The sequence below is a fragment of the Pseudoxanthomonas sp. 134C1 genome (genome assembly GCF_057773065.1).
Genome location: NZ_JBYMTH010000002.1, coordinates 353,143 through 370,266 on the forward strand (window position 1 = coordinate 353,143; position 17,124 = coordinate 370,266).

Below are 17,124 nucleotides of genomic sequence, written 5' to 3' on the forward strand. Positions count from 1 at the left end.
TGTCATCCCGCTGTCATGAAGACGACATGGCGCTGTCACGCAAACGTCGTGAAATGCACGCCGACGGCACACCGCGCCGTGACACCACTCCCAGGAGCCATCCGTGTTCAACTCGTTCAAGACCCGCGTCGCCGTGCTGGCCATCGCCGGCGTGCTTTCGGCCCAGGCCGCCGCCGCCGACGTCACCGGCGCCGGCGCGTCGTTCGTCTACCCGGTCATGACCAAGTGGTCTGCCGACTATGCCAGGGCCACCCAGAAGAAGGTCAACTACCAGTCCATCGGTTCCGGTGGCGGTATCGCCCAGATCAAGGCCGGCACGGTCGATTTCGGTTCGTCCGACGCCCCGCTGAAGCCGGACGAGCTGGCCAAGTTCAACCTCGCCCAGTTCCCGTCCGTGATCGGCGGCGTGGTGCCGGTGATCAACGTGCCGGGCGTGGCCTCGGGCGCGCTGAAGCTGGACGGCGATCTGCTGGCCGACATCTTCCTGGGCAAGGTCAAGATGTGGAACGACCCGCGCATCGTCGCGCTCAACGGCGGCGTGCAGCTGCCGGCGCAGAAGATCACCGTGGTCCACCGTTCCGACGGTTCGGGCACCACCTTCAACTTCGTCAACTACCTGTCCAAGGTCAGTGGCGAGTGGAAGAGCCAGGTCGGCGAAGGCACCTCGGTGCAGTGGCCGACCGGCATCGGCGGCAAGGGCAACGAGGGCGTCGCCGCCTACGTGAAGCAGATCAAGGGCGGCGTCGGCTACGTCGAACTGTCCTACGCACTGCAGAACAAGATGGCCTATTCGCGCCTGAAGAACGCCGCCGGCAACTACGTGCTGCCCAGCGACGAGACTTTCTCCGCCGCCGCCGCGAGCGCCGAATGGGGCAGCGCCAAGGACTTCTACCTGGTGATGACCAACGCCCCGGGCGCGAACTCCTGGCCGATCACCGCCACCAACTTCATCCTGGTCAGCAAGCAGCCGAAGAACCCGGCCGGCACCAAGGCCACCCAGGAGTTCTTCAGCTGGGTTTACGCCAACGGTGATGGCCAGGCCAAGGCCCTGGACTACGTCCCGCTGCCGGATCCGCTGGTCAAGCAGATCGAGACCTACTGGTCGCAGAACCTGAAGTAATCCCCTCCCCGATCCCGGCCGCGTACCCCTCTCTCCCGCGCGGTCGGGATCTCCTTCTCAAACCTCCTGGCATTTCTTGACGCGGGCCGCACGGCCCGCTTTTTTTTTGCGCCGGGAAGTCCCCTCGCCCTGGCGCGATGCCCGTCCGCCGCATCCTCGCGAAGCCATGGCGAAGGGCCCTTGCCGGGTGCCATGCCCCCTCTCCGGGACGCCGGAAATCGGACGCCGGCCACAGTGTCATCACGCTGTAACAAAAACATCATTTCATAGCGCCATGACACAAACCGCCCACGTTATGGAGCCCGCCATGTCCTTCGCTTCGCCGGTCCGCCTCGCGGCCCTCGCCATCGCCGCCGCCCTGTTCGTCGCCGGTTGCAAGCCCGCCTCCGATGCCCCGGCCACGACGGGCGCCACCCCGGCCGCCGATGGCGCCGGTACCGGCGCCGCCAAGGTGACCGCCGAAATCACCGGCGCGGGCGCGTCGTTCATCTATCCGCTGATGGCCCGCTGGTCCAGCGACTACAACCAGAGCACCGGCGCCAAGATCAACTACCAGTCGATCGGCTCCGGCGGCGGCATCGCCCAGATCAAGGCGGCCACGGTCGACTTCGGCTCCTCGGACAAGCCGCTGTCGCCGGAAGAACTGGCGCAGGCCGGTCTCGGCCAGTTCCCCTCGGTCATCGGCGGCGTGGTGCCGGTGATCAACCTGGCCGGGATCGAATCCGGCCAGCTGAAGCTGAGCGGCCCCGTGCTGGCCGACATCTTCCTGGGCAAGATCACCACCTGGAACGACCCGGCGATCGCCGCACTCAACGCGGGCCTGAAGCTGCCGGCCGAGAAGATCAACAGCGTGCACCGCTCCGACGGCTCGGGCACCACCTTCAACTTCGTCAACTACCTGTCCAAGGTCAGCCCGGAGTGGAAGAGCAAGGTCGGCGAAGGCACTTCGGTGAACTGGGCCGGCGGCGTCGGCGGCAAGGGCAACGAAGGCGTGGCCGCCTATGTGCGCCAGTTGAAGAACTCCATCGGCTACGTCGAGCTGGCCTACGCCGAACAGAACAAGATGGCCTACGCTTCGCTGCAGAACGCGGCCGGCCATTTCGTGCAACCGACCGCGCAGAGCTTCGCCGCCGCCGCCGCCAGCGCGGACTGGGCCAGCGCCAAGGACTTCAACCTGGTGATCACCAACGCACCGGGCGCGGAGGCATGGCCGATCACCGCGACCAACTTCATCCTGGTCTACAAGCAGCCCAAGGACGCGGCACGTGCGAAGAACACCCTGGACTTCTTCAAGTGGGCCTACGAGCAGGGCAAGCCGCAGGCCGAACAGCTGGACTACGTGCCGCTGCCGCCGGACCTGGTGAAGCAGGTCGAGGCCTACTGGGCCGCGGAAATCAAGCTCTGAGCCGCCTGCGCGTGGCCGCCTGAACGCGGCCGCGTCCCCCGCCCACGCAACGCCGGCCCGGACCCTCCGACCGCATGAATACCGCCACCCTCCCCGCTTCACTGATCGATCTGCGTACCGCCCGCGATGCGCGCGCCGATCGCCTGTTCCGCTGGACACTGACCGCCGCGGGCCTGTTCGTCCTCGTTTCGCTGATCGCCGCCGCCCTGTCGATGCTGTGGGGCGGCCGCGAAGCCCTGCAGACCTTCGGCCTGGGCTTCTTCACCAGTACCGAATGGAACGTGGGCACGCGCGAGTTCGGCGCGCTCGTGCCCATCTACGGCACCCTGGTCAGCGCCACCATCGCGATGGTGATCGCGGTGCCGGTCAGCTTCGGCATCGCGCTGTTCCTGACCGAGGTCGCCCCCACCTGGATGCGCGGTCCGGTCGGCATGGCGATCGAGCTGCTGGCGGGCATCCCTTCGATCATCTACGGCATGTGGGGCCTGTTCGTGCTGGCGCCGCAGCTGAGCGAATACATCTATCCGTGGATCGACGAGAACCTGGGCCAGATTCCCGGCATCGGCGTGCTGTTTTCCGGTCCGCCACTGGGCATCGGCATGATGACCGCGGGCCTGGTGCTGGCAATCATGGTCATCCCGTTCGTGTCCTCGGTGATGCGCGAAGTGTTCCTCACGGTGCCCGGCCGGCTCAAGGAATCGGCCTACGCGCTCGGCTCGACCCGCTGGGAAGTGATGTGGGACATCGTCCTGCCCTACACCCGCTCGGCGGTCATCGGCGGCGTGTTCCTGGGCCTGGGTCGCGCACTCGGCGAAACCATGGCGGTCACCTTCGTCATCGGCAACGCCTACGCCATCAGCGCGGCATTGCTGGAACCGGGCACCTCGATCGCGGCGACCATCGCCAATGAATTCGCCGAAGCCACCGACCCGCTGCATCGCGGCTCGCTGCTGCTGCTGGGCTTCACCCTGTTCCTGCTGACCTTCATCGTGCTGGCCGCCGCCCGCCTGATGCTGCGCCAGCTCGCCAAGCGCGAGGGCAACTGACATGTCCGCCTCCCTGTATACGTGGCGCAAGGTCAAGAACGTCGTCGCGCTGACCCTGTCCATCGCCGCGGCCATCTTCGGCCTGATGTGGCTGGTCTGGATCCTCTGGACCACGATCACCAAGGGCCTGGGCAGCCTGAACCTCGACCTGTTCACCATGATGACGCCGCCACCGAACGAACCCGGCGGCCTGCTCAACGCCATCTTCGGCAGCGTGGTGATCAGCCTGTTGGCCATCGTGCTCGGCACGCCGATCGGCATCGCCGCCGGCACCTACCTGGCCGAGTACGCCAACAAGCATTGGCTGGGCGAAACCATCCGCTTCGTCAACGACATCCTGCTGTCGGCGCCGTCCATCGTGCTGGGCCTGTTCATCTACACCGTCATGGTCGCGCAGATGGGCCATTGGTCGGCGCTGGCGGGCGCGGTCGCGCTGGCCTTCATCGCCCTGCCGGTGATTGTCCGCACCACCGACGAGATGCTGCGGCTGGTGCCCCAGCAGATGCGCGAAGCCGCGCTGTCGCTGGGCGTGCCGCAGTGGAAGGTGACCACCCAGGTGCTGCTGCGCTCCGCCCTGCCCGGCGTGGTGACCGGCGTGCTGCTGGCGCTGGCGCGCATCAGCGGCGAAACCGCGCCGCTGCTGTTCACCGCCTTCAACAACCAGTTCTGGAGCGCCGACCTGATGCAGCCGATGGCCAACCTGCCCATGGTCATCTACCAGTACGCCATGAGTCCGTACGACTCCTGGAACTCGCTGGCCTGGGCCGGCGCGTTCCTGGTGACCGCGCTCGTCCTGCTGCTCAGTCTGTTGGCCCGGACCATCCTCCTGCGAAACAAGGTGACCCATGAATGACGTGGCCCGTATCACGGTCGCGACCCCGCACCGCGAACTCGACACCGGCACGCCGGCGCGAGTGAAGCTGGCGGCCAAGAACCTCGATTTCTACTACGGCGGCTTCCATGCCCTCAAGGGCATCAACCTGGAAATCCCGGAAAAGAAGGTCACCGCGCTGATCGGCCCGTCCGGCTGCGGCAAGTCGACCCTGTTGCGGATCTTCAACCGCATCTATTCGCTGTACCCGAAGCTGGAAGCCAAGGGCGAGGTGCTGCTGGACGGCCAGAACATCCTCGACCCGAAGTTCCCGATGAACCGGCTGCGCAGCAAGGTCGGCATGGTGTTCCAGAAGCCGGTGCCGTTCCCGATGACGATCTACGAAAACGTCGCCTACGGCATCCGCCACCATGAGCGTATCGGCAAGGCCGACATGGACGTGCGCGTGGAGCAGGCCCTGCGCCAGGCGGCGCTGTGGGAGGAGGCCAAGGACAAGCTGAAGCAGAGTGCGCTCGGACTGTCCGGCGGCCAGCAGCAGCGCCTGTGCATCGCCCGCGCGGTCGCCCTGCGCCCGGACGTGATCCTGCTGGATGAACCGACTTCCGCGCTGGACCCCATCTCGACCAGCAAGATCGAGCAGCTGATCGAGGAGCTGAAACAGGACTACACCATCGCGATCGTCACCCACAACATGCAGCAGGCCGCGCGCGTGTCCGACTACACGGCCTTCATGTACCTGGGCGAGCTGATCGAGCACGATGCCACCGCGACGATCTTCTCCAAGCCCAGCAAGCAACAGACCGAGGATTACATTACGGGACGTTTCGGATGAAACGCCCCGCGGGATCGGAGATTCGGGACTGGGGATTCGCAAGCGCGATTTCCCGCCCCTCCCTGCTCCCGCCCGCTGCATCGAATCCCGACTCCCCAATCCCCAATCCCGGCTCCCAACCATGAACACCCAACCGCACGAGCACATTGTGAAAAGTTACGACGAAGAACAGCGCCGGCTGGTGACAGAAATCGTGCGCATGGGCGAGATCGCCGTAGCGCAGCTGGAAGCCGCCCTGGACGTCATCGAACGCCGCGACGACCGCGCCGCCCAGCGCATCATCGCCAACGACGAGGCCATCGACACGCTGGAGCAGCAGATCAGCCATGACGTGATGCATCTGGCCCTGCGGGGACCGATGGCCCGCGACCTGCGCGAGATCCTCGCCGGCCTGCGCATCCCCGCCGACATCGAGCGCATCGGCGACTACGCCGCCAACGTGGCCAAGCGCTCGATCGCCCTCAACGTGTCCCCGCCGATGCCGCAGATCACCGGTCTGCGAACGCTCGGCAAGCTGGCCGCGCAGCAGGTCCGCGAAGTGCTGGTGGCTTACCAGAACAACGACGATGCCCGCGCCCTGCAGGTCCGCGAACGCGACGCCGAGCTGGATGCGCTGTACACCGCGCTGTTCCGCGAGCTGCTGACCTACATGATGGAAGACCCGCGCAACATCACCCCGTGCACGCATCTGCTGTTCATGGCCAAGAACCTGGAGCGCATCGGCGACCATGCCACCAACATCGCCGAGAACGTGTGGTTCCTGATCCACGGCGACCAGCCACTGCCGGCCCGCGACAAGCGCGACGACACCAGTACCACCGGCGCGGTCTGATCCCGCTCCAGGGATGAACGAAGGCTGACCCGATCCGGGGGCGGGCGAATCCTTTCGCCCGCCCCCTTTCTCTTGATGGCTGGCGGACATGGCGCGGACGCGCGATGCTGGCCGACGGAGAACGACGGATGAGTGGAGCAGCCACCGCTAGCATCGAGGACCTGACCGCCGCGCGCGACGGCGACGCGGCCGCGTTGCAGCGCGTGCTCGCCATCTCGCGGCAGGATCTTCGCCGTTACGCCGAGTACCACTGCGTGATCAACGACGCCGAGGACGCGGTGCAGGAAAGCCTGCTGCTGGTATCCCGACGGATCGGCGATCTGCGCGCGGTCGAGGCGTTCGCCTCCTGGCTGTTCCGCATCGTCAAGCGCGAATGCAACCGGCTCAAGCGCGGCCTGCGACGATTGGCCGGCGAGGCCATCTCGGAAGATCTGCTGCCGCCGATCCGTTTCGAACCCGTGGAACTGGGCCACGACGTCGCGCGCGTCCTGGAAACGCTTCCAGCCCACTATCGCCAGATCCTGCTGCTGCGGGATCTCGAAGGCATGACCATCGAAGAGCTCGCCGCACACCTGGCGCTGAGTCCGCAGGCCGTCAAATCGCGGCTGCACCGGGCCCGCGCGCTGGCCCGCGAATACCTGCGCGACGACCCCACACTTCCCTAACAACGCCGGATTACACTGGCGCCCCCTGCCGTGCGGAACCCCCGCACCTCAACTGGAGAAACTGCAATGTCCAAGTCCAACCAGAAGCCCGTCGCCCTCGCCATGTGCACCGCGCTGGCCGGTGGCATCGTCCTCGCAGGTTCGGCTTTCGCGATGGAACCGCTCTCGCAGGGCTACCTGCTCGCCGCCCAGGATGCCAAGGCCACCGACGCCAAGACGGCCGAAGGCAAGTGCGGTGAAGGCAAGTGCGGCATCGAGAAAGCCGACACCGACAAGGACGGCAAGATCTCCAAGGCCGAGTTCGACACCGCCCATCCCGGCAAGAGCGACAAGTTCACCGCCATCGACACCAACAAGGACGGCTTCATCGACGCCGCCGAGGCCAAGGCGCACCACGAGGGCAAGTGTGGCGAAGGCAAGTGCGGCGGTGACAAGAAGGACGGCGCCAAGGCCGACGGCAAGGCCGCGCACGAAGGCAAGTGCGGCGAAGGCAAGTGCGGCGGCGCGGCCTGACACAACCGGCCTGCGTTCCTGCCCTCCCCCGCCCGGGGGAGGGTGATGGCCGGCCCATCGTTTTCCCGCTGCCCACGTGGTGTCCTTGAATCGTTCCCCCGCGCCCGTTTCCGCCGGCCTTGGCCTGCGGCGCGCGCTGCTGGATCAACTGCTGGCCGCAGCGCCCGGCGATTTCGATTTCCTCGAATGCGCGCCCGACAACTGGATCGGCGTGGGTGGCCGTCTCGGTGAAGCCCTCGATCGGCTGTCGGCGCGCGTGCCGCTGACCTGTCACGGCCTGTCGTTGTCGCTGGGCGGCGTCGAACCACTGGACGACACCTTCCTCGCGCGCACCCGCCGATTCCTGGATCGCCATCAGGTCGCGCTGTACAGCGAACACCTGAGCTATTGCGCCGACGACGGTCATCTCTATGACCTGATGCCGATTCCATTCACGGAGGAAGCGGTGCATCACGTCGCCGCCCGCATCCGCCAGGTGCAGGATGCGCTGGGCCGGCGCATCGCGGTGGAGAACGTGTCCTACTACGCGGCGCCCTACCAGGCGATGGATGAAGTCGATTTCGTCAACGCGGTACTCGATGAAGCCGATTGCGATCTACTGCTGGACGTCAACAACATCCACGTCAACGCGATCAACCACCGCTACGACGCGCGCGCGTTCCTTGCGCGGATGCCATCGCTACGCATCGCCTCGTACCACGTCGCCGGCCATTACGACGAGGCCGACGATCTGAAGATCGATACCCACGGCGCCGACGTGAAGGAAGATGTCTGGACGCTGCTGGCCGACGCCTACCGCCTGCATGGCGTGCGCCCGACGCTGCTGGAGCGCGATTTCAATTTCCCGCCGCTGGCGACCCTGCTGGCCGAACTGGGGCGCGTCCACACGCTGCAGGCGCAGGCTTCGCCGCGCGAGAGCGCGCATGGCTGAACACCTGCGCGAGCAGCAGTTCGCGTTCGCGCGGCACCTGCGCGATCCGCAACGGCATCCGGCGCCGCCCGGCATCGAGGATCGCCGCATGGCGATCTACCGGGATCTGTTCTTCAACAACATCGACGCGCTGCTGGCCGGGAATTTCCCGGTGATCCGGCAGACCCTGGGAGATGCGGACTGGCGCGACCTGGTGCGCGGGTTCTATGCGCGGCATCGCAGCCACACGCCGCTGTTCCCGGAAGTGGCGCGCGAGTTCATCCGCTTCCTGCAGGATTGTCCGGTCCGCGAAGATGCGCCTTGGCTGGCCGAGCTGGCGCACTACGAATGGGTGGAGCTGGCCTTGCAGATCAGCGACGAGCCCGCCCCCGGCCATGATCCGGACGGTGATCTGCTCGATGGGATACCGCTTACCTCGCCGCAGGCCTGGGCGCTCGCCTATCGGTGGCCGGTGCCACGCATCGGACCGGATTACCGGCCGGCCGCGCCGCCGACCGCGCCGACCCTGCTGCTGGTCCGTCGCGACGCGGACCATGCGATCCGTTTCGCGGATCTGTCACCGCTGGTATATCGCCTGTTCGAACTGCTGGGCGAGCGCCGCCTGAGCGGGCGCCAGGCCCTGCGGCAACTGGCGGCGGAAGCCGGCGTGGCGGCCGACGACGGGTTCATCGCCCAGGGCGGGGCGATGCTGTCGCGGATGCGCCACGAGGGCAGCCTGCTGGGCACCGCCCTGCCCGGCTGAGGCCTCGCCGGGCGGCCATCGGCGCCGCTCGTTTTTCGATCTCCGTTCCGGCGCATCACGCCCCTCCGCGTTCATCCGCGCGCAGCAAAAGCGTCGCCGCGCTCTGCTACCCTGTCGCCCATGAATGCCGCCGAGTTGCCCGCCACCACCCCCATGGCCCGCCGCTTCCGCGGCTATCTGCCGGTGGTGGTCGACGTGGAGACCGGCGGTTTCGACTGGAACCGGCACGCCCTGCTGGAACTGGCGGCGGTACCCATCGAACTCGACGAGAACGGGCTGTTCGTTCCCGGCCAGACCACGAGCGCGCATCTGCATCCCGCTCCCGGACTGGACATCGATCCGAAGTCGCTGGAAATCACCGGCATCGTGCTGGATCATCCGTTCCGTTTCGCCAAACCCGAGCGCGAAGCGCTGGATCACGTGTTCGCCCCGGTGCGCGCGGCAGTCAAGCGGCATGGTTGCCAGCGCGCGATCCTGGTGGGCCACAACGCGCACTTCGATCTCAATTTCCTCAATGCCGCGGTCGCCCGGGTGGGCCACAAGCGCAATCCGTTCCATCCCTTCAGCGTATTCGACACGGTGACCCTGGCCGGCGTGGCCTATGGGCAGACCGTGTTGGCGCGCGCGGTGCAGGCCGCCGGTTTCGACTGGAGCGCGGAGGACGCGCATTCGGCGGTATACGACGCCGAACAGACCGCGCGGCTTTTCTGCAAGATCGCCAACGCCTGGCCTTCGCCGGTCTGATTCCTCGCCCGCGATGCGCCCGGTGCTTCTTTCAAGCCGGAGCATGCGATGTACGAAGCAATCCTGGGGTGGCTGCATCACCTGACCTGGCTGGGCTTCCTGCTGTACTGGATCATCAGCGCGCGCGGCACCAAACCGGTCGTCCGCGCCGAACCCCTGTGGCTGCGCCTGTGCGCCTACTGGTTGCCGCTGGCGCTCGCCGTCGTGCTGCTCGGACCCGGCGAGTGGTTTGGAGACAGCCTGTTGCAGGAGCGCTTCGTCCCGAAAAGCGCATCGGTCAAGATCGTCGGCCTGCTGCTGACGCTGGCGGGGCTTGGCCTGGCCTGTTGGGCACGGTTCCTGCTCGGCCGCAACTGGAGCAGCGAAGTGCAGATCAAGCGCGACCACGAATTGATCCAGGCCGGCCCCTACCGCCATGTGCGCCATCCGATCTACAGCGGGCTCCTGCTCGCCGTTCTCGGCACCGCCATCAAGGTGGGGGACTGGCGCGGCCTGCTGGCGCTCGCCATCGTCGCCGCCTCGTTCTGGTACAAGCTGCGCCACGAGGAGCGCTGGCTGCGGGAACGCTTTGGCGAACCCTATCTCGCCTACCAGCGCCGCACCCGCGCGTTGATTCCGGGACTGTTCTGATGCACGTGCGCATCGACATCTGCCACGCCGACATCACTACCCTGGCGGTGGATGCGATCGTCAATGCGGCAAACAGTTCGCTGCTGGGCGGCGGTGGCGTGGACGGCGCAATCCATCGCGTCGCGGGACCGGCGCTGCTCGCCGAATGCCGCCTGCTGGGTGGCTGCGAGACCGGCGACGCGAAGATCACCGGCGGCCATCGGCTGCCCGCGCGCCACGTCATCCACACGGTCGGTCCGGTCTGGCGCGGCGGCGATCATGATGAATCGGCCCTGCTGGCTTCCTGCTATCGCCGCAGCCTGCAACTGGCATGCACCCATCGCCTGCGCAGCATCGCGTTTCCCTGCATCAGCACCGGCATCTTCGGCTTTCCCGCGGAACCGGCGGCGCGGATAGCGATCGATGCCGTGTGCACGGAATCGGAAGAGGACGGAATGCCCGACCTCGTCCTTTTCTGCTGCTTTTCCACCGGTGACCTGGCGATCTACCAGCGCCTGCTGGCAGCCGGCTGACCCGCGCGAAGTCGCCGTCGCGGGCCCGTCAGCCCTCGCCTGCGCCTGGCTCATGCACCGACGCCCGCGTGGTCATCGCGGTGCCCGCGGAGGCCAGGATGATCGCGCCGATCGCCAACCATTGCATTCCGCTGAGCTGCTCGTGCAGGAACAGCAGGCCGGACATCGCGCCGAAGGCGGGTTCCAGACTCATCAGCATGCCGAAGGTACGGGTCGGCAGCCGCGTCAGCGCGACCATTTCCAGGCTGTACGGAATCGCCGTCGACAGCAGGGCAACCGCCAGTGCGACCGGCAGCAACGCCGGCGACAGCAGATCGGTGCCGGCATGCGCGATGCCGAACGGCACCGCGACCGCGGCAGCGATGATCGAGCCCAGCGCCACCGTCTGTGGTCCGTGCTCGGCACCCGCCTTCTGCCCGAACAGGATGTACAGGGCCCAGCACAGGCCCGCGCTCAAGGCGTACACCACGCCCAGCGGATCCAGCGTCTGGCCCTGACCTTTCGGCAGCAGCAGCAGGCCGGCGACCGCGAGTCCCACCCACGCGACATCGCGCAGGCGTCGCGATCCGAACAGCGCGACCGCCAGCGGGCCGGTGAATTCCAGCGAGATCGCGATGCCCAGCGGAATGGTTTCCAGCGCCTTGTAGAACAGCAGGTTCATCAGACCCAGCGACGCGCCGTAGACCAGCAGCGCGGGCCAGTGATCGCGCTCGACCCGGACCCGCCACGGCCGGAACGCCACCGCCAGCAGCACGGTCGCCACGCCCAGGCGCAACGCGGTCGCACCCGCGGCGCCCACGGCCGGGAACAGGCTCTTGGCCAGCGAGGCGCCGAGCTGGATGGAGGCCATCGCAATCAGCAGCAGACCAATCGGCAGCCACAGCGAATGATGGGAAGAGGTACGGACGGTGTTCACGGCATGACCTGCGATCGCCGGACCGACCGGACCAGCGCTTGAGCGGAATAAGTTGGTGCACTATATTGCACACTGGCAGCTTAACCGCTGTGCAACATATTGCGCAATGGGATCCGCATGAGCGTTCTGGAGCACGTCGCCGAAAACATCCGTCGCCTCCGCCAGGCCGCCGGCCTGAGCCAGCAGGCACTGGCCGAGGCCGCGGACGTCAGCCGACGCATGCTGGTGGGCATCGAATCGGGCGACGCCAACGTCAGCCTCAACACCCTGGACCGGATCGCCGAGGCGCTGGGGGTCAAGTTCGCGGATCTGGTCCAGGCGCCCGTCGGCGCCAGCCGCGAGCGCATCGAGGCGCTGGCCTGGAGCGGCCGTGACCCGGCCTCGCAGGCGGTCCTGCTGGCCAGCGTCCCGGCCCGCGGCGAGGTCGAGTTCTGGTCCTGGACCCTGACACCGGGCGAGCGCTATACCTCGTTCGCCGATCCCGCGGGCTGGCACGAGATGTTCTATGTCATCGAAGGCTGCCTGACCCTGGAGTTGCCGGACGGCGAACAGCGGATCGGTGCCGGCGATTTCTTCGTCTTCCCCAGCGATCGCGATTACGCCTACCGCAACGACGGTGCCGCCCCGCTGCGTTTCATCCGCAACGTCGTGCACTGAGTCCGCGCGGTCAGCTCAGCGCGGACGGATGCCGTACTTCGCGAGTATCGCGCGGACGCGATCCAGCGGAATCGCCTCGACCGTCTGGCCGTTGCCGTGCGTGGTGGTGGCCATGAACAACGAGTTGTAGATCGCTTCCTCGACCGCCTCGGTGGTGGCCTGGAACACCGCGCTCATTTCATCGTTGGCCAGTTCGGTGGTGGTCCGCCGGGGTTCGCCGAACCGGCGACGCACCGACTCGGCGGTGGAGAACGCCAGCGCGTAGTCGCCGCTGCCGTTGGAGGCCGAACTGCCGGTCCTGCCCAGTCCCATCATCGCGCGTGACGCCACCCGCCCGAGATTGCGATCGCCGAGCGGCGCGTCGGTGGCGATGACGATGATGATCGAACCATCGCCGCGATCATCGGCCGGACCGGAACCGGCTCGATGGGACGCGACCGCTTCCTGGAAGGCGAACCGATCCAGTTCGCGGCCGACCGGCGTGCCCTGCACCTGCAGCACGCCGCCGAAGTTGCTCTGCACCAGCACGCCCACCGTCCAGCCACCGAGCGAGGCCGGCAGTTTCCGCGACGAGGTGCCGATGCCGCCCTTCCAGCCGAAGGCGACCGTGCCGGTACCGGCGCCGACGCTGCCCTCCTGCACCGACCCGTCGGTGGCACCGTCCAATGCCGCGCGCACCGCTTCGGCCGTGACCGGGCGGCCGCGGATATCGTTCAGGCCACCATCGTTGGTTTCGCCGACGATCGGATTGATCGATTGCACCTGATGCATGTCCGGCTGTTCCAGCAGCCACGCCGCCATCGCGTCGGCGGCCTTCCAGACGCACAGCGTGCAGGTCAGCAGGATCGGGGTCTCCAGTTCGCCCAGTTCGTTCACCTGCGTGGCGCCGACGAACTTGCCGAAGCCGTTGCCGACATGCAGCGCCGCCGGGACCCGCGAACGGTAGGCGTTGCCGGCGTGCGGCAGGATCGCGGTGACGCCGGTGCGCACGCGTTCGCCTTCGCTCAGGGTGACCTGCCCCACCCGCACGCCGGCCACGTCGGTGATCGCGTTGCGGGATCCGGTCGGGAATATCCCGGGCGCGACGCCCAGTTCACGGGCGCGGACGCGTTCGTTCGATTGCGCCGTCGCGGGAACGGCGGCGGCGAGAAACAGGAGGGCCGCGATCGGCAGCCACGGGAACAGGGAGCGGGAGGAGGCGCGCATGGCAGTCATGCGCGCCATCCTATGTCGTTCCCCTCGGCCGGGGCTACAGCCGCTGGCGGACGGCCTCGAACAGGGTGACGCCGGCGGCCACCGAGACGTTGAGGCTTTCGATGTCGCCCGGCATCGGAATCTTCACCAGCCCATCGCAGTGCTCGCGGGTCAGCCGGCGCAGGCCATCGGCCTCGCCGCCGAGCACCAGCGCGACATTGCCGCGCAGATCGGTGGCGTACAGGGAGGCATCGGCCTCGCCGGCCAGCCCGTAGATCCACACGCCCTGCTTCTGCAGATCACGCAGGCAACGCGACAGGTTGGTCACCGCGACCACCGGAATGCGATCCGCGGCGCCCGCCGACGTCTTGCGCACGGTCGCGTTGACGGTGGCCGACTTGTCCTTCGGAATCACCACCGCGGTCACTCCGGCCGCCGCCGCGCTGCGCAGGCAGGCGCCCAGGTTGTGTGGATCCTGCACGCCGTCCAGCACCAGCAGCAGCGCCTTGCCTTCGGCGGCCTCGACCAACCCTTCCAGCTCGTTCTCGTCCCAGGTCCTCGCCGCCGCGTAGCGCGCGACGACGCCCTGGTGACGCACGCTGCCGCCCACGCCATCCAGCGCCTGCGCGGTCACCCGGCGCACCTCGATGCCCTTGCGGCGCGCGTTCTCCTCGATTTCGGTCAGGCGCGCGTTCTTGCTGCCGCCCTCGACCAGGACTTCGCGCACGTGATCGGCATCATTCTCGATGGCCGAGGCCACCGCGTTGACGCCGACGATCCATTGGTTCTGTTTGCTCATTGTTGATTGGGGATTCGGGAGTGGGGATTCGGGATTCGGACGGGAAGATCCGGGCACGCGGCGTTCGCCTTGCGACGCTCCCGCGAATTCCCCACCCCCACTCCCGAATCCCGGCTGTTCAATATGGCTGTTTCTTGCGTTTCGCCGGCTGGCCGCGTGACGGCGGCGGCGGCGCGCCCTGATCCGCCTTGTCCTCGACCAGGCGGAAGTCGATCTTGCGTTCCTCCAGGCTGGCCTTGAGCACGATGATGCGCACCCGATCGCCCAGCCGGTACTGCTTGCCGCGGCGTTCGCCGGACAGGGTCTTGCGGACCGGATCGAAGTGGTAATAGTCGTGCGGCAACTGGGTGACATGGACCAGGCCATTGACCTTGGACTCGTCCAGCTCGACGAACAGGCCGAAGCTGGTCACCCCGCTGATGACGCCGTCGAACTGGCCGCCGATGTGCTTTTCCATCCATGCCGCGCGGTAGCGCTCGTCGACCTCGCGCTCGGCCTCGTCGGCGCGGCGCTCGCGTTCGGAGCACTGCAGCGCCAGCGCGGCCATCTCGTGTGGCGGGTACTGGTACTTGTCCGGCTTGCCGCCCTTCAACGCGTACTTGATCGCACGATGCACCAACAGGTCCGGGTAGCGCCGGATCGGCGAGGTGAAATGCGCATACGCCTCCAGCGCCAGGCCGAAATGACCGACGTTGTCCGGCGAATAGACCGCCAGGCTCTGGCTGCGCAGCAACACCGATTCCAGCAGCGCCGCATCCGGACGCTCGCGGATTTTCTTCAGCAGGCGGGTGAAATCACGCGGCTGCACCTTGCCCCAGGGCGGCAGGCTCAGCTTGAACTCCTTGAGGAACTCCAGCAGATCCTCGAACTTGGATTCCGGCGGCTTGTCGTGGATGCGGTAGGGCGCTGGAATGTGCTTCTGCAGCAGGTACTTCGCCGCTTCCACGTTCGCCGCGATCATGCATTCCTCGATCAGCTTGTGCGCGTCGTTGCGCTGGAGCATGCCGGCCTGGGTGACCTCGCCGCGGTTGTCGAGGACGAAGCGGACCTCGGAGGATTCGAACTCGATCGCGCCGCGCTGCTGGCGCGCCTTGGCCAGGACCTGGTACAGCTGGTGCAGACGCTCCACCTGCGGCAGCTGTGCCCCGACCTGCCGCTTCGCTTCCTCGTCGTCCAGGCCGACCGAGTTCCAGACCTGGGTATAGGTCAGGCGTGCATGCGAATTCATCACCGCTTCGTAGAACTTGGAGCGGGTGACGTGACCGTCGTGATCGATCTGCATATCGCAGACGAAGCACATGCGATCGACCTTCGGGTTCAGCGAACAGATGCCATTGGACAGCGTCTCCGGCAACATCGGCACCACGAAACCGGGGAAGTACACCGAAGTCGCGCGCTTCTGCGCCTCATCGTCCAGCGGTGTGCCGGGACGGACGTAGTGAGACACGTCGGCGATGGCGACGATCAGCCGGAAGCCGGTGCGGTTCGCCTCGCAATAGACCGCATCGTCGAAATCCTTGGCGTCTTCGCCATCGATGGTGACCAACGGCACCGCGCGCAGATCCACCCGCCCATCCAGCATGCCTTCTTCCACCACCAGCGGTACGGCGGTGGCCTCGGCCAGCACCTGCGGCGGAAACTCGTGGGGAATGTCGTGACCGTGGATGGCGGCTTCCACCACCAGCGAGGGCGTCAGCTTGTCGCCCAGCACCGCCAGGATCCGGCCGATCGGCGGACGACGCGCGTCCGGCGCCTGGGTCAGCTCGCAGACCACCAGTTGGCCGTCGCGCGCGCCCTGGGTGGCATCCGGCGGAATCTGCACGTTGCGCTGCACGCGCTTGTCGTCCGGCGCCACGTAGGCGATGCCGGCTTCGAAACCGAACCGTCCGATCAGGCGGGTCAGTCGATGTTCGAGCACCCGCGCGATGCTGCCCTCGCGACGGCCGCGGCGGTCGATGCCGGTGACGTTGGCGAGCACGCGATCCCCGTGCATCACCTTGCGCATCTCATAAGGCGGCAGGAACAGATCGTCGCCGCCGGCATCCGGACGCAGGAAGCCGAATCCATCCGGATTGGCGATGACCACGCCGGCCACCAGATCGGTCTGCTGCACCGGCGCGTAGCCGCCACGGCGGTTCTGCACGACCTGGCCGTCGCGCAGCATGGCCGCCAGGCGTTTGCCCAGCGCATCGAAACGATCCGGCGCGGTCAGGCCCAGCCGGGGAGCGATTTCTTCGGCGGTCTGCGGACCTTCCGACGCTTCCAGCAAGCCGAGGATGGCCTCGCGGCTGGGAATCGGGTTGTCGTAGCGCGCGGCCTCGCGCGCGGCATGGGGATCGGTGAAGGAGGACGAACCGCGTCCGCCCGGCCGCGGGCCCCGTCCGGACGACGGTTTCGGCACCGCGGCCTTGCCGCGCGACGGTGGCAGATCCGGCATCCAGGGCGGGAGCGGGGCTTTCTTTCGCGGACCACCCGGCGCGGCGCCCGCGCCGCCCCTGCCACCCTTTCCGGATGCGGCCTTGCCGCCTTTCCTGGTTGTGTTTTTGCTCATGCGGCCATGTTACACCCCGCCTGAATGCCCGCCGCCAGAAAACAACCGTTGACAAAGCCGGGCATGACCTCCAAAATTCGCGGCCTGCACACCTCGCCCAGGTGGCGGAATTGGTAGACGCACTAGTTTCAGGTACTAGCGGGTAAAACCGTGGAGGTTCGAGTCCTCTCCTGGGCACCACTGCAAACCGGCGGAATCCGCCG

General features: G+C 67.1%; 18 protein-coding genes and 1 tRNA gene. 15 read left to right on the plus strand and 4 right to left on the minus strand.

Annotated elements, in window-relative coordinates:
- Window positions 1-103 precede the first annotated feature (103 nt).
- The 13 genes from pstS (AC3DEZ_RS05475) (at window position 104) to AC3DEZ_RS05535 (ending at window position 10,804) form a co-directional block, all read left to right on the plus strand.
- Complete coding sequence (gene pstS / locus AC3DEZ_RS05475) at window positions 104-1,120, plus strand: phosphate ABC transporter substrate-binding protein PstS (protein ID WP_488387324.1); 1,017 nt, start codon at window positions 104-106, stop codon at window positions 1,118-1,120.
- Between the two features lie 307 nt (window positions 1,121-1,427).
- On the plus strand, window positions 1,428-2,525 hold the full coding sequence (gene pstS, locus AC3DEZ_RS05480; RefSeq protein WP_488387325.1) for a phosphate ABC transporter substrate-binding protein PstS: 1,098 nt from the start codon (window positions 1,428-1,430) through the stop codon (window positions 2,523-2,525).
- 74 nt (window positions 2,526-2,599) lie between these two features.
- Window positions 2,600-3,571 (plus strand): phosphate ABC transporter permease subunit PstC, encoded by a 972-nt coding sequence (gene pstC, locus AC3DEZ_RS05485; RefSeq protein WP_488387326.1) that lies wholly within the window; start codon window positions 2,600-2,602, stop codon window positions 3,569-3,571.
- A gap of 1 nt (window position 3,572) precedes the next feature.
- Complete coding sequence (gene pstA, locus AC3DEZ_RS05490; protein ID WP_488387327.1) at window positions 3,573-4,424, plus strand: phosphate ABC transporter permease PstA; 852 nt, start codon at window positions 3,573-3,575, stop codon at window positions 4,422-4,424.
- Window positions 4,417-5,235, plus strand: coding sequence for a phosphate ABC transporter ATP-binding protein PstB (gene pstB, locus AC3DEZ_RS05495; protein WP_447101605.1), 819 nt, complete (start codon window positions 4,417-4,419; stop codon window positions 5,233-5,235). The genes pstA and pstB overlap by 8 nt, the downstream gene beginning before the upstream one ends.
- Window positions 5,236-5,356: 121 nt before the next feature.
- The gene (gene phoU / locus AC3DEZ_RS05500; RefSeq protein ID WP_447101604.1) at window positions 5,357-6,067 is read left to right on the plus strand and encodes a phosphate signaling complex protein PhoU; all 711 of its coding nucleotides are present in this window, start codon (window positions 5,357-5,359) and stop codon (window positions 6,065-6,067) included.
- A 128-nt stretch (window positions 6,068-6,195) separates the two neighbouring features.
- On the plus strand, window positions 6,196-6,732 hold the full coding sequence (locus AC3DEZ_RS05505) for an RNA polymerase sigma factor (protein WP_488387328.1): 537 nt from the start codon (window positions 6,196-6,198) through the stop codon (window positions 6,730-6,732).
- A gap of 66 nt (window positions 6,733-6,798) precedes the next feature.
- On the plus strand, window positions 6,799-7,245 hold the full coding sequence (locus AC3DEZ_RS05510; RefSeq protein ID WP_488387329.1) for an HvfA family oxazolone/thioamide-modified RiPP metallophore: 447 nt from the start codon (window positions 6,799-6,801) through the stop codon (window positions 7,243-7,245).
- 85 nt (window positions 7,246-7,330) lie between these two features.
- A complete protein-coding gene (locus AC3DEZ_RS05515) occupies window positions 7,331-8,176 on the plus strand; it encodes an HvfB family MNIO-type RiPP peptide maturase (protein WP_488387330.1) in 846 nt (281 codons plus the stop codon).
- Complete coding sequence (locus AC3DEZ_RS05520) at window positions 8,169-8,918, plus strand: HvfC family RiPP maturation protein (RefSeq protein WP_488387331.1); 750 nt, start codon at window positions 8,169-8,171, stop codon at window positions 8,916-8,918. Before AC3DEZ_RS05515 ends, AC3DEZ_RS05520 begins: the two co-directional genes overlap by 8 nt.
- A gap of 120 nt (window positions 8,919-9,038) precedes the next feature.
- Window positions 9,039-9,662 carry a ribonuclease T gene (gene rnt, locus AC3DEZ_RS05525; RefSeq protein ID WP_488387332.1) on the plus strand — a complete coding sequence of 208 codons (624 nt, stop codon included), beginning with the start codon at window positions 9,039-9,041 and terminating at the stop codon, window positions 9,660-9,662.
- Window positions 9,663-9,710: 48 nt separating this feature from the next.
- Window positions 9,711-10,292 carry a methyltransferase family protein gene (locus AC3DEZ_RS05530; RefSeq protein WP_488387333.1) on the plus strand — a complete coding sequence of 194 codons (582 nt, stop codon included), beginning with the start codon at window positions 9,711-9,713 and terminating at the stop codon, window positions 10,290-10,292.
- Window positions 10,292-10,804, plus strand: coding sequence for an O-acetyl-ADP-ribose deacetylase (locus tag AC3DEZ_RS05535; protein WP_488387334.1), 513 nt, complete (start codon window positions 10,292-10,294; stop codon window positions 10,802-10,804). Before AC3DEZ_RS05530 ends, AC3DEZ_RS05535 begins: the two co-directional genes overlap by 1 nt.
- Before the next feature lie 28 nt (window positions 10,805-10,832).
- On the opposite strand, the gene rhtA is transcribed toward AC3DEZ_RS05535, so the two are convergent.
- Entirely contained in the window at window positions 10,833-11,720 is an 888-nt protein-coding gene (gene rhtA / locus AC3DEZ_RS05540) for a threonine/homoserine exporter RhtA (protein WP_488387335.1), read from the minus strand.
- A 117-nt stretch (window positions 11,721-11,837) separates the two neighbouring features.
- Between rhtA and AC3DEZ_RS05545 the strand changes: the two genes are divergently transcribed.
- On the plus strand, window positions 11,838-12,377 hold the full coding sequence (locus tag AC3DEZ_RS05545) for a helix-turn-helix domain-containing protein (RefSeq protein ID WP_488387336.1): 540 nt from the start codon (window positions 11,838-11,840) through the stop codon (window positions 12,375-12,377).
- 15 nt (window positions 12,378-12,392) lie between these two features.
- Here AC3DEZ_RS05545 and AC3DEZ_RS05550 read toward each other — a convergent pair whose 3' ends face one another.
- From AC3DEZ_RS05550 to rnr, 3 genes are all read right to left on the minus strand, one after another.
- Window positions 12,393-13,592 carry a DmpA family aminopeptidase gene (locus AC3DEZ_RS05550; RefSeq protein WP_488387337.1) on the minus strand — a complete coding sequence of 400 codons (1,200 nt, stop codon included), beginning with the start codon at window positions 13,590-13,592 and terminating at the stop codon, window positions 12,393-12,395.
- A gap of 34 nt (window positions 13,593-13,626) precedes the next feature.
- On the minus strand, window positions 13,627-14,370 hold the full coding sequence (gene rlmB, locus AC3DEZ_RS05555) for a 23S rRNA (guanosine(2251)-2'-O)-methyltransferase RlmB (RefSeq protein WP_488387338.1): 744 nt from the start codon (window positions 14,368-14,370) through the stop codon (window positions 13,627-13,629).
- A gap of 118 nt (window positions 14,371-14,488) precedes the next feature.
- A complete protein-coding gene (rnr, locus tag AC3DEZ_RS05560) occupies window positions 14,489-16,807 on the minus strand; it encodes a ribonuclease R (RefSeq protein WP_488387339.1) in 2,319 nt (772 codons plus the stop codon).
- Window positions 16,808-17,016: 209 nt separating this feature from the next.
- Here rnr and AC3DEZ_RS05565 point away from each other — a divergent pair.
- Window positions 17,017-17,101 (plus strand) — tRNA-Leu (locus AC3DEZ_RS05565).
- Window positions 17,102-17,124: the final 23 nt, after the last annotated feature.

Bases quoted from the DNA above. Each gene is read 5' to 3' on its own strand.
- phoU (WP_447101604.1), top strand. From the start codon at position 5,357: ATGAACACCCAACCGCACGAGCACATTGTGAAAAGTTACGACGAAGAA.
- pstA (WP_488387327.1), top strand. From the start codon at position 3,573: ATGTCCGCCTCCCTGTATACGTGGCGCAAGGTCAAGAACGTCGTCGCG.
- pstC (WP_488387326.1), top strand. From the start codon at position 2,600: ATGAATACCGCCACCCTCCCCGCTTCACTGATCGATCTGCGTACCGCC.
- rnr (WP_488387339.1), bottom strand. From the start codon at position 16,807: ATGCCGGATCTGCCACCGTCGCGCGGCAAGGCCGCGGTGCCGAAACCG.
- pstB (WP_447101605.1), top strand. From the start codon at position 4,417: ATGAATGACGTGGCCCGTATCACGGTCGCGACCCCGCACCGCGAACTC.
- AC3DEZ_RS05545 (WP_488387336.1), top strand. From the start codon at position 11,838: ATGAGCGTTCTGGAGCACGTCGCCGAAAACATCCGTCGCCTCCGCCAG.
- AC3DEZ_RS05510 (WP_488387329.1), top strand. From the start codon at position 6,799: ATGTCCAAGTCCAACCAGAAGCCCGTCGCCCTCGCCATGTGCACCGCG.
- AC3DEZ_RS05530 (WP_488387333.1), top strand. From the start codon at position 9,711: ATGTACGAAGCAATCCTGGGGTGGCTGCATCACCTGACCTGGCTGGGC.
- AC3DEZ_RS05550 (WP_488387337.1), bottom strand. From the start codon at position 13,592: ATGACTGCCATGCGCGCCTCCTCCCGCTCCCTGTTCCCGTGGCTGCCG.
- AC3DEZ_RS05535 (WP_488387334.1), top strand. From the start codon at position 10,292: ATGCACGTGCGCATCGACATCTGCCACGCCGACATCACTACCCTGGCG.
- rnt (WP_488387332.1), top strand. From the start codon at position 9,039: ATGAATGCCGCCGAGTTGCCCGCCACCACCCCCATGGCCCGCCGCTTC.
- pstS (WP_488387325.1), top strand. From the start codon at position 1,428: ATGTCCTTCGCTTCGCCGGTCCGCCTCGCGGCCCTCGCCATCGCCGCC.
- AC3DEZ_RS05505 (WP_488387328.1), top strand. From the start codon at position 6,196: ATGAGTGGAGCAGCCACCGCTAGCATCGAGGACCTGACCGCCGCGCGC.
- AC3DEZ_RS05520 (WP_488387331.1), top strand. From the start codon at position 8,169: ATGGCTGAACACCTGCGCGAGCAGCAGTTCGCGTTCGCGCGGCACCTG.
- rlmB (WP_488387338.1), bottom strand. From the start codon at position 14,370: ATGAGCAAACAGAACCAATGGATCGTCGGCGTCAACGCGGTGGCCTCG.